We start from the raw sequence: 10,832 nt of genomic DNA, 5'->3' as shown, positions 1-10,832 counted from the left end.
CCAGACTTTTTCGACCTCGGACTCCGGCGAGGGCTGGCCCTCGCGCGAGTTCCGAGAGAGAATGGAGAACTCGCGTGATGATCCGGCCCATCGCGCGTCTCACTCTGTGAAGGCACATACCCGTGCCCCACGACCGAGGGATCACAGTGCACGAAGAGAACACTCCTCACATCGACGACACGATCGCCGACGCAGACCTCATCCTCCGCACCCGTTCGGGTGACACGGGGGCGTTCGGAGAACTCTGGCGTCGTCACTACCCCTCGGGGATCGCGGTCGCACGCTCGGTCACCTCGTCGATCGATCCCGACGACCTCGTGCAGGAGTCGTACACCCGCATCTACCAGGCGATCGTCAAGGGCGGCGGACCCAACGGCTCGTTCCGCGCCTACCTCTTCACCAGCATCCGCAACACGGCCGCCGCCTGGGGTCGCTCGCGCCGCGAAGACGCGATGGACGAGCTCGACGCGGTCGCCGACCCCGACAGCACCGACCAGGCGTCGAACGACGCCCTCGATCGCAGCCTCACCGCGCAGGCGTTCCGCAGTCTCCCCACGCGCTGGCAGGAAGTGCTCTGGTACACCGAGATCGAGCAGATGCGGCCGCAGGAGGTCGCTCCGCTCCTGGGCATGAAGTCGGGCGCGGTCTCACAGCTCGCGTTCCGCGCGCGCGAGGGTCTGCGCGAGGCGTGGATCCAGGCGCACCTGCGCAGCTCGGCCCCGGGCTCGGAGTGCCAGTGGACGATCGAGCACCTCGGCGCCTACTCGCGCGGCAATCTCGGATCGCGTGACCACCGTCGCATCGAGGCGCACCTCGACGAGTGCGCCCGCTGCATGATCGTGGCCGCCGAGGCGAAGGACGTCTCCAAGCGCCTCGCGCTCGTGCTGCTCCCCCTCGTGCTCGGCGTCACGGGCGCCGCGGGGTACCTGGCGACCCTGCAGGGCGGCGGCGCACCGATCGTCGCTCTCGCGGCCATGCCCTCCAGCGTGCCCGGCGGCGTGGTCGCCGGCGACGGCGGATCCGGCGCCCTCGCGGCGGGCTCGACCGCCGGTGGCGCGGGAGCCGGCGGTGCCGGCGGAGCGGGCGGGTCGGCCGGCGGTGGTGCCGGCGGGTCTGCCGGTGGTTCCGCAGGAGCATCCGGCGGGATGCTGTCGGGCATGGGCGCCCTCGTCGGCGCCGGTTCGGCCGCTCTCGTGGTGGCCGGTGTCGTCGCCGCGGCGACGATCATCCCCGGCCTGGCCGGGGCGAACCCGTCGACGTCACTGCCGAGTGCCGGCGACTCCGATTCGTCGTCGATCTCCTCGGACGTCGGACCGGACGCGTCGATGAGCACCGAACCCGTGGATGACGAGCTCGACGAGCCCGTCGAGAAGCCGAAGGACGAGACCGTTCCTCCGGTGGCCGACGACGAGACGGATGCCGACACCGGTACGGACGTCCCCACGGCCCCCGTCGTCACGACTCCGGCGAATCCGGCTCCGGGCTCCGGCGGCGATTCGGGTCCCGGGACGGTTCCCACCCCTGCACCTACGCCTACGCCTACGCCCACTCCTACCCCCACTCCGACGACGCCTCCGGACGAGGAAGAAGAAGAGCCGCCCGTCGAGGCCGTTCTTCCGGAGGGGAACCCGGAGATCATGTCGGCAGACGTCTGCCTGGACGACCGCCTTGTCACCCATTTCCTCTTGAGCATCGAGGGCGCAGCCGAATCCCACGTCCAGCCGCTACTTGACGCGAAGACCGGCGGAACGGACATCGGACACCTCGACAGCGTCGGACGCGGAACAGCAGATATCCGCCCGTCTTGGAGCCAGCTGCAAACGAATGTCTCCGTCGCAGTCCGTTACACGTTGATCGACGCAGAAGGGAATCCCATCGCTGACAAGCAGGGCCCGGCGAGCGAATCGGTCACCCTGCGCAGCCTCGTCGAGGTTGTCACCGACTGCGAGACGGGGGACGTGCTCCTCGGTATTCCCGGCCCGGAGCTTGAAGAACCAGGGCCCGTCGATCAGTCCGCTCCCGCCGAGCAGCCCGCTCCCGCCGAGCAGCCCGCTCCCGCCGAGCAGCCCGCCCCGGTCGAGCAGCCCGCCCCGGTCGAGCAGCCGGCCCCGGCACCCGTCGAGGACGAGCCCGCAGTCGAGACCGCTCCCGCCGAGACGGATGCCCGGGTCGACGCCGCGGTGACGCCCGAGGTCGTCGTGGTACCGGACGAGGAGCCGGTTCCCGCCGAATAGACTGGATCCATGCCCCAGGATCCCACCCCCGTACCCGGCGTCGAGCGCCCCGTCATCACGGTCATCGACGTCATCCGTGCCGTCGTGCTGGTGGTGGCCGTCGCCTCTCTCGCGCTCTGGGGCTTCGCCACCTGGGATCTCCCCTGGAGCATCGTGGTGGGCATCGGCGCCCCGGTCGTCGTGATCCTCGTCTGGGCGCTGTTCCTCTCGCCGCGCCCCGTGCTGCGCGTGCACCCGTTCCTGCGCGCCGCCGTCGAGCTGCTCATCTACGTGGGCGTCACGATCGCCTGGTGGTCGATGGATCAGGCCCTGGTCGGATCGGCCTTCGCCCTCGTCGCGATCGTCACCGGCCTCATCAGCGGACGACGCGCACTCGGATGAGCGTCCTCGCGCAGCTGACCGCGGCCCTCGGCGATCTCGTCGACACGCGCGCGGCTGCGCTCGAGGAGGCGAGGGCCGACCGCTCCGGACATGCCGCCGAGGGGCGCCCCCTCGCCATCGTGCACGCCGAGACCGTCGCGCACGTGCAGGAGACGATGCGCATCGCGACCGCCACGCGCACCCCCGTCGTCGTGCGGGGCGCCGGCACCGGCCTCGCCGGAGCCGCGAACGCCGGCGAGGGGGAGATCGTCCTCTCCACCGCCCGCATGACCGCGGTGCTCGAAGTGCGCCCCGACGACCTCCTCGCGGTCGTCGAACCCGGCATCCTGAACGCCGATCTCAACCGTCTCCTCGCCGAGCACGGCGTGTGGTGGGCGCCCGATCCCGCGAGCCGCGAGATCTCGACGGTCGGGGGCAACATCGCCACCGGCGCGGGCGGGCTGTTGTGCGCCAAGTACGGTGTGGTGCGCGATGCCGTGCTGGGGGTCGACCTCGTCCTGGCCGACGGCCGCCTGCTGCATCTCGGCCACCGCAGCGTGAAGGGCGTCACCGGTCTCGACCTCACCTCGCTCGTGATCGGCTCGGAGGGCACCCTCGGCGTCGTCGTCGGCGCCACGCTCAAGCTGCGCCGCCGCGTCGTCGGCACGGTCTGCACGATCGCCGCGACGTTCCCCGACGTCCGCAGCGCCGCGAGCGCTTCCGCCGCCGTCACGGCCTCGGGCGCGCAGCCCGCGATCATGGAGCTGATGGACGCCGCGAGCCTCGCCGCCGTGCACACCGTCCTCGACCTCCCCGCCCCCACGCCGGGTGCCGCGCAGCTCACGATCCAGACAGACGGGCCCGCCTCCGAGGCGGAGGCCGATGCGATCGCCGAGATCCTGCGCGTCCACCAGGGCACCGTCGCCGTGACGCACGACCCCGTCGAGGGCGAGCGCCTGCTGGCGATCCGCCGGTCGATGCACCAGGCGATGGCATCGCTGGGCACCGCCCTCATCGAAGACGTCTCGGTGCCGCGCAGTGCGATGCCGGCGATGTTCGACGAGATCGCGCGCATCGAGCGGCAGTACGGACTCACGATCCCCACCGTCGCGCACGCGGGAGACGGCAACCTGCACCCGAACTTCCTGTTCGCGGGTGCCGAGACGCCCGCGCAGGTATGGCAGGCGGCGGACGACCTCTTCCGCGCGGCGATCGCCCTCGGGGGCACGCTGACCGGCGAACACGGGATCGGCACCCTCAAGCGCCGCTGGCTCGCCGACGAGCTCGGCGACGACCAGTGGGAGCTGCAGCGGCAGATCGCGCGGGTGTTCGACCCGCTCGGCATCCTCAACCCGGGAAAGGTGTTCGCCCCCGATGCCTGACATCCATGTGAGCGCGGCGATCATCGACGACGGCGCCGGACGCGTGCTCGTCGTGCGCAAGCGCGGCACCACCCGGTTCATGCAGCCCGGCGGCAAACCCGAGCACGGCGAGACGCCCTCGCAGACGCTGCTGCGCGAACTGCACGAGGAACTCGGACTCGAGCTCGACGAGAGCGCGATCGAACCCCTCGGCCGGTTCGTCTCGGCAGCCGCGAACGAACCGGGCCACCGGGTGATCGCCGACGCGTTCCGCACGACGATCGATCCGAGCGAGGTGAGCGTGCAGGCCGAACTCGAGGAGCTGCGCTGGATCACGCCCGACGACGTGTCGGCCCTCCCCCTCGCTCCCCTCAGCGTCGAGCACCTGCTGCCGCTGGCGTGGCCCGCTCCTCAGTGAGGCGTGGCCCGCTCCGCGTGGAGTGACGCCTCAGCCCTGACGCGGGCCCGCTGCTCGTCCGAGCGCGCTCAGATGCCCTGCCAGGCCGGCTTGTTCGCGAACGTGTAGCGGTAGTAGTCCGCCTGCGCGAGACGCGATGCGGCGGCCTCGTCGACGACGACGGTCGCGTGCGGGTGCAGCTGGATCGCCGAGCCCGGCAGCGACGCCGTGAGCGGGCCCTCGACGGCGGCGGCCACGGCCTCGGCCTTGCCCTCACCGAACGCGAGCAGCACGAGGTGGCGTGCCTTCAGGATCGTGCCGAGTCCCTGCGTGATGCAGTGCATCGGAACGTCGTCGATCGAGTCGAAGAAGCGCGCGTTGTCCTCGCGGGTCTGTGCCGTGAGCGTCTTCACCCGGGTCTGCGAGGCGAACGACGAGCCGGGCTCGTTGAAGCCGATGTGACCGTCGGTTCCGATCCCGAGGATCTGCAGGTCGACGCCTCCCGCGGCGGCGATCGCGGCCTCGTAGTCGTCGCCGGCGTGCTGGATCGTCTTCATCGCTCCGTTGGGAACGTGGATGCGGCGGGGGTCGAGGCCGAGCGGCTCGACGACCTCGCGCGTGATGACCGAGCGGTAGCTCTCGGGGTGGTGCGGGTCGATGCCCACGTACTCGTCGAGCGCGAAGCCGCGCACCTGCGAGAGGTCGCGACCGGCGAGCTGCACGCGCAGCGCCTCGTACACGGGGAGCGGGGTCGACCCGGTCGCGAGACCCAGCACGGCATCCGCGCGTGCGTCGAGCAGCTCGACGATCTCGGTGGCGACCAGGGAGCCGGCGGCTTCCTTGCTCTCGACGATGACGACCTCAGCCATGGAAGACGATCTCCTTCTCGGGGACGGCGGCGCCGACGAGCGCGGCACCGAAGGCGGCAGCGGGTGACCCCGCGGGAAGCATCTCGATGCGCTCATCGAGGTGGAGCGATCGCATGAACGGCGACGTCTCGGCATCCGCCTGCAGGGCCGAGCGGATGCCATCCTCCAGGCGCGGGCCGAGAGCGGTGAGTCCGCCGCCGATGATGACGGTGTCGACATCCGCGGAGAGCACGAGCACGCGTACGGCGGCCGCTCCCCCGTGGTGCAGATCGGCGCGGAGGCGGATCGCGTCGGCGTCGCCGGCGTCGGCCGCCTCGATGATGTCCTTGACCGGGAGCGCGCCGGGCCTGCCCCAGGCCTTGGCGAGTGCGCCGCCGCCGCAGAGGGTCTCGATGCAGCCGCGCTGCCCGCACCCGCACACGCGTCCGCGGGGGTCGACGGAGATGTGCCCCACTTCCCCGGCGGTGCCCCGGGAGCCGCGGTGGATGCGGCCGTCGATCACGATGCCGGCGGCGACACCCGTGCCGAGGTTGAGGTAGGCCATGGACCCGGTCGCTCCGCGCAGCACGGCGGCGCCGAGCGCTGCGGCTTTGACGTCGTTCTCGACGCGGAAGGGAATGCCGAGCTCGGCCTGGGCGCGCGCGGCGAGGTCGAGCGACTCGACGCCGAGGTTGACCGCGTGCAGGACCCGCCCGCTCTCGACGTCGACGAGCCCGGGGATGCCGATGCCCACCGAGCCGATGTCGGCCATCGCGATCGCGTTCTCCGCGGCCAGCGCGCGCACGGCGAGCACGATGCTCTCGACCACGGCGTCATCGCCCCACCCGGTGGGGCGCCGCAGGCGTCCGATGATCTCGCCCGACGGCGAGACCGCGACGGCATCGATCTTGGTGCCGCCGACGTCGAGTCCGACGCGCACGGCGCCGCCCGCGGACTCGCCGGCGCCTCGACGAGTCGCGAGCTCCGGGATGCCGGGGCTCGGGGTCGTACGGGTCACGAGACTCCCAGCTGGCCCGAGAGCACCATCACCGCGGCTCCGCGGAGGACGATGTCGTCCTGCACGGTGAGGCGGATGAGAGCGTCCTCGAACACGCCTTCCAGCGTGCGGGCGTGCAGGGTCTCGACGGCCGCGTCGATGAGGATGCCGTCGAGCAGGTCGGCGGGACCCGAGAGCACGACCTCCGAGAGGTCGAGGGCGGCGACGATCGGGGCGATGGCGATCGCCATACGGGTGCCGGCGTCGCGGAGGATCTCGTCGCGGGCGGACGGGTCGGCGGCGACAGCCTCGCTCAGGCGCGTCTCGCTCAGCCATGCCTCCAAGCATCCGTCCTTCCCGCAGGCGCAGCGCGGCCCCCCGTCGGTGCCGACCGTGACGTGACCGATCTCACCGGCGGCGAAGCGGCTGCCGAGCAGCGGCTGGCTGCCGGTGATGAGACCGGCGCCGACACCGCGGCCGATCTTGATGAGCATGAAGTCTGCCTTTGCCTCGCCGAAGGTGTACTCGGCCAGCACGGCGGCGTTGGCGTCGTTGCGGGCGAGCACGGGGAGGTCGAGGTCGGCGCCGAGCTTGGCCTCGAGGGGGAAGCTCGTCCAGCCCAGGTTCGGCGAGCTCAGCACGATGCCGTCGGGGCGCACGACACCGGGGGTGCCGATGCCGACGCCGAGCAGCGGGCGCGTCGAGGCGGCGACCAGCGAGCGTGCGAGCTCGAGCGTGGCGGCGTAGGCCGCGTCGCCGTCGGCGGACTCGGGCCGCGGCACCTCGCGGCGCTCGAGCACGTCGCCGTCGAGGCTGAGCACGGCTCCGATGAACGCGTGCGGGCCCGAGAGGTCGAGCCCGAGGATCTGGTGACCGACACGGTCGATGTCGATGAGGATCGGCGGCTTGCCGGGACCGGCGGTCTCGCGCAGGCCCATCTCGATGACGATCCCGTCGGCGATGAACTCGGCCACGAGGTCGGAGATGGTGACCCGCGTGAGGCCCGTTTCGCGCGAGAGGTCCGCTCGGCTCATCGCGCCGGCGTGGTACAGCGTCTGCAGCACGAGGGCGCGATTGTGCCCGCGCGCGTGCTCGGGGAGGACCTTCGACCGCGAGCGCAGGTGGCGGCCGGGTCCGAAGGCGTGCGTATTCGCATCGACGTACTCCGACGACGATGCGGGGCGCTGTTCATCCGACACGGACATGTTTGTTAGTAGACCTTACGAACATAATTTACGCAACCCCGCTCGCCGAGCGAGTCCGCGAGGTTACCGAAACGTTACTTCTGTGTGACGGCCTCGTCGGGAGCCGTTTTCGCCCCCGTGACGAGGCGTGCGACGAGGCCCGCGACGATCTGCTCGCGGGCCTCGATCGTCATCGGTTTGCCCGGCACGCCGGGTCGCCGTTGCACGGGCGAGGGACCGTCAGGGGAACGGTACCGCACCCCGGCGGCCGCGAGGCGCCGCAGGTGCGTGGGGAGCCGGCGCGCGAAGTCGTCGAACGGGGCGGGATCCCCACCCTCCCAGAGCCGCTCGGCGATCGCCGCGAGGCGCGGGAACATCGCGAAGTCCACACGGTCGCGCGTGGGCAGGTGCTCTGTCCAGACGTTCGCCTGCCCGCCGACCGCGCCCTCCTCGATCCGCAGCGTGTAGCTGCGCTCGATGGTCAGCGGCGGCCCGACGCGGATGGGCTCCTCGACCGAATCCGCCTGCGCATAGTCGAGGTACACCTCGAGGTCGGGACAGGCGATGACCGGGATGCCGCGGCGCACCGCTTCGCGCATCGCCACGGGGCCGCGCCAGGCGAGGATGCGTACTCCCTCGGGAACATCGCCCTCGAGCACCTCGTCCCAGGCGAGCGCGGTGCGACCGCGGCTGCGCACGTGAGCGGCGAAGTGCGCGGTGAACCAGGGCTGCACGTCGTGCGGGTCGGCGAGACCGAGCTCGGCCATGCGCGCCTGCGCCGCCGGGCTCTCCGCCCATTCGGTGACCGGCACCTCGTCGCCGCCGATGCCGATCCACTCCGCGTCGAACACGTCGCAGAGCGCATCGATGGCCGCCCGCCCGAAGGCGAGCGACGCTTCGGTCGGCGCGAGCGTGCGCGGGTTCACGCCGAAGCGCTGCCAGGGGCCGGTGATCGGCTCGCCCACGTCGACGTTGCCGAGTTCGGGGTAGGCCGCGAGAGCCGCCTGGATGTGACCGGGCAGCTCGACCTCCGGCACCAGCGTGACGAAGCGCTCCGCCGCGTAGGCGACGAGTTCGCGCAGCTCGGCCTGCGTGTAGAAGCCCTCGTGCACGCCCGGCTCCACGGTCGCGAGCGGGCCATGGCCGCGCTGCGTGGCCTCGCGCCGTGCGCCGATCCCGGTCAGACGGGGATATCCCGGCACCTCGAAGCGCCAGCCCTGGTCATCGGTGAGGTGCAGGTGGAGCACGGTGAGGTGGTGATCGGCGAGGAGGTCGATGAGGCGGCGTACGTCGTCGGCCGGACGGAAGTGCCGGGCGACGTCGAGCATCGCCCCGCGCCAGCCGTACGCCGGCGAGCCCTGCCAGACGCCGGCCGGGATCACGGCGTCCGCCTCCGCCTCCGCATCGGGATCGCGCAGCTGACGCAGCACGGTCGCGCCACGGAAGACGCCGGCCGGTGTCGCGCCGACGATCTCGATCCCCCCGGCATCGACCGACAGGCGGAAGGCCTCGGCGCCGATGCGCCCCTCGGAATCGGGAGCCTCGGCCAGCGCGGCATCGACGCGGAGTCGGATGGCGGGAACCGCCTCACCCCGGTCCTCCGCTCGTTCGCCGCCGCCGAGCCGGCGGATCGCGGCGACCAGGTCGTCCGCTCCGACGACCGGCGTGCGCGTGGACCACCGGAACCCCGTCGTGTTCTCGTCGATGTGCGCGGCGATCCGGGGCACGGTCGCGCGGTGGGGCGCCGGCGGCATGCGCAGCGCCCGACCGGGGGTGGCGCCCGTGACCGCGCCGTCCGCCACGACCGGCACTCCCCCGACCAGCACCTCGACCACGCCCACGGGCGGGTGGAGAGGAGACTCGAACGTGGCCCCCGCGGCGATCGTCCGTGCGTCGAAGAGGACGAGGTCGGCGGTCGCCCGCTCGCGGATCACGCCTCGGGGCGCATCGCCGCGGTCGAGGCCGAGGCGCTGCGCGGGTGTACCCGACAGATGCCGCACGCCCTCCTCGAGCGTGAGGATGCCGAGCTCGCGCACGTAGTGACCCAGATAGCGGGCGAAGGTGCCGCGTCCCCGCGGGTGAGGTCGCGCACCGATCAGGATGCCGTCGCTCCCCGCCGTGTGCCGCGGATGGCGCATGATCGCCTGCACGTTGGCCTCGTCGCCGATGTGCATGAGGATGCCCGTGGCTCCGGCATCCGCGATGATCGTGTCGAGCACCACGTCGACCGCGCGACGACCCTCGGTCGCGGCGATCTCGGCGATGGTGCGTCCCACGAGGTCGCCCAGCTCCGGGTTGGCGGTGCCGGAGATCTGGATCTGCGTCCAGTCCGCCCGCTCCCCGTGGAACCCGTCGCAGCCGATCTCCTCGAGCTCGACCCGCACGCGCTCGCGTCCGGCGTCGTCGAGGTCTGCGAGCGTGCGCAGCAGCGAGCCGGTCTCGGAGAGCCGACTCGGAAGGAGCGCAGCGAGCGTCGTCGCCCCCGGCAGGTAGGGATAGGTGTCGAGCGTCGCATCCACGCCGTCGGCGATCGCCTGATCGATGAGTTCGAGAAGGTCGCGTGCGCGCCCGCGGTTCGGGGCGAAGTTCATGGTCGCGTGCGTGAGGTGGATCGGGCACCCGGTGCGCCGGCCGATGTCGAGCGCCTCACGATAGGCATCGAGCGCGGATCCGCCGTAGCTGCGCGTGTGCGGGGCCCAGTATCCGCCGCGTTCGGCCACGACCCGGCACAGCGCCTCGAGCTCGTCGGTGTCGGCGTACATCCCCGGCGTGTAGGTGAGACCGCTCGACATGCCGAAGGCGCCCGCGTCGAGGCAGTCGGCGAGCAGCGCGCGCATCCGAGCGATCTCGTCGCTCGTCGCCGGACGGTTCTCGTGACCCACCACGATCATCCGCAGGTTGCCCTGCGGCACCAGCATCGCGGCGTTCGCGACGGATGCGCGATCGATCGCGTCGAGCAGATCGGCGACGGTTCGCCACGGCGCGGTGGTCGGCCCGTTCCAGCCGGCGATCTGCGCGGCGATCACGGGTGCGGTCGCGTCGTCGAGCGGCGCGTAGCCGAGTCCGTCCTGGCCGATGACCTCGGTGGTGACCCCCTGCAGGATCTTCGCGTCGTGCGCGGCGCCGGCGAGCACCGCGAGGTCGCTGTGGGCGTGCATGTCGATGAACCCCGGTGCGAGCACGAGTCCGCGGGCGTCGACCTCGATCGCCCCCTCGGGCAGCACGAGGGTCGGCGACTCCGCGCCCTCCCGCACCACCGCGACCACGCGCGCGCCCTCGACCGCGACGTCGGCGACGAAGCGATCCGCACCCGTGCCGTCGACCACGGTCGCCCCACGGTACACGCGCACTCGACCCTGCGCGGCCTTGTCGGCGCTGAGCACCAGGGCCTCTCCGGGGGCTCCGTCCACGGCATCCGCAATTTGTTGAGGCATCTAACAAGGCTACTAGG

Annotated in this window: 8 protein-coding genes; 4 read left to right on the top strand and 4 right to left on the bottom strand. The window is 71.9% G+C overall.

The genetic code is table 11. The features are described 5' to 3' along the window. Nucleotides 1–146: 146 nt before the first annotated feature. From ACZ5Y9_RS06230 to ACZ5Y9_RS06215, 4 genes are read left to right on the top strand one after another with little or no spacing between them, the layout of a single operon-like run. Complete coding sequence (locus ACZ5Y9_RS06230) at nucleotides 147–2,234, top strand: sigma-70 family RNA polymerase sigma factor (RefSeq protein WP_464472561.1); 2,088 nt, start codon at nucleotides 147–149, stop codon at nucleotides 2,232–2,234. A gap of 9 nt (nucleotides 2,235–2,243) precedes the next feature. After that, nucleotides 2,244–2,615, top strand: a complete 372-nt coding sequence (locus ACZ5Y9_RS06225; protein WP_247632700.1) for a YrdB family protein — start codon at nucleotides 2,244–2,246, stop codon at nucleotides 2,613–2,615. After that, a complete protein-coding gene (locus tag ACZ5Y9_RS06220; protein WP_464472560.1) occupies nucleotides 2,612–3,976 on the top strand; it encodes an FAD-binding oxidoreductase in 1,365 nt (454 codons plus the stop codon). The genes ACZ5Y9_RS06225 and ACZ5Y9_RS06220 overlap by 4 nt, the downstream gene beginning before the upstream one ends. Then, on the top strand, nucleotides 3,969–4,373 hold the full coding sequence (locus ACZ5Y9_RS06215) for an NUDIX hydrolase (RefSeq protein WP_464472559.1): 405 nt from the start codon (nucleotides 3,969–3,971) through the stop codon (nucleotides 4,371–4,373). Before ACZ5Y9_RS06220 ends, ACZ5Y9_RS06215 begins: the two co-directional genes overlap by 8 nt. A 68-nt stretch (nucleotides 4,374–4,441) precedes the next feature. Here ACZ5Y9_RS06215 and ACZ5Y9_RS06210 read toward each other — a convergent pair whose 3' ends face one another. The 4 genes from ACZ5Y9_RS06210 to ACZ5Y9_RS06195 all read right to left on the bottom strand — a co-directional run bounded on the left by ACZ5Y9_RS06210 (nucleotide 4,442) and on the right by ACZ5Y9_RS06195 (nucleotide 10,815). Next, the gene (locus tag ACZ5Y9_RS06210; RefSeq protein WP_464472558.1) at nucleotides 4,442–5,221 is read right to left on the bottom strand and encodes a glucosamine-6-phosphate deaminase; all 780 of its coding nucleotides are present in this window, start codon (nucleotides 5,219–5,221) and stop codon (nucleotides 4,442–4,444) included. Beyond that, entirely contained in the window at nucleotides 5,214–6,140 is a 927-nt protein-coding gene (locus tag ACZ5Y9_RS06205; protein ID WP_247633993.1) for an ROK family protein, read from the bottom strand. Before ACZ5Y9_RS06205 ends, ACZ5Y9_RS06210 begins: the two co-directional genes overlap by 8 nt. 74 nt (nucleotides 6,141–6,214) lie before the next feature. Beyond that, entirely contained in the window at nucleotides 6,215–7,402 is a 1,188-nt protein-coding gene (locus tag ACZ5Y9_RS06200) for an ROK family transcriptional regulator (RefSeq protein WP_464472557.1), read from the bottom strand. Between the two features lie 74 nt (nucleotides 7,403–7,476). Continuing rightward, nucleotides 7,477–10,815, bottom strand: a complete 3,339-nt coding sequence (locus tag ACZ5Y9_RS06195) for a family 20 glycosylhydrolase (protein ID WP_464472556.1) — start codon at nucleotides 10,813–10,815, stop codon at nucleotides 7,477–7,479. Nucleotides 10,816–10,832 lie beyond the last annotated feature (17 nt).

The sequence above is a fragment of the Microbacterium sp. T3-8 genome, from assembly GCF_055398145.1.
This window is presented reverse-complemented; position numbering and strand designations above follow the sequence as displayed.

What these genes read in the sequence shown, in the direction of transcription:
- ACZ5Y9_RS06220 (WP_464472560.1), top strand. Translation starts at nt 2,612, where the DNA reads ATGAGCGTCCTCGCGCAGCTGACCGCGGCCCTCGGCGATCTCGTCGAC.
- ACZ5Y9_RS06200 (WP_464472557.1), bottom strand. Translation starts at nt 7,402, where the DNA reads ATGTCCGTGTCGGATGAACAGCGCCCCGCATCGTCGTCGGAGTACGTC.
- ACZ5Y9_RS06195 (WP_464472556.1), bottom strand. Translation starts at nt 10,815, where the DNA reads ATGCCTCAACAAATTGCGGATGCCGTGGACGGAGCCCCCGGAGAGGCC.
- ACZ5Y9_RS06215 (WP_464472559.1), top strand. Translation starts at nt 3,969, where the DNA reads ATGCCTGACATCCATGTGAGCGCGGCGATCATCGACGACGGCGCCGGA.
- ACZ5Y9_RS06225 (WP_247632700.1), top strand. Translation starts at nt 2,244, where the DNA reads ATGCCCCAGGATCCCACCCCCGTACCCGGCGTCGAGCGCCCCGTCATC.
- ACZ5Y9_RS06210 (WP_464472558.1), bottom strand. Translation starts at nt 5,221, where the DNA reads ATGGCTGAGGTCGTCATCGTCGAGAGCAAGGAAGCCGCCGGCTCCCTG.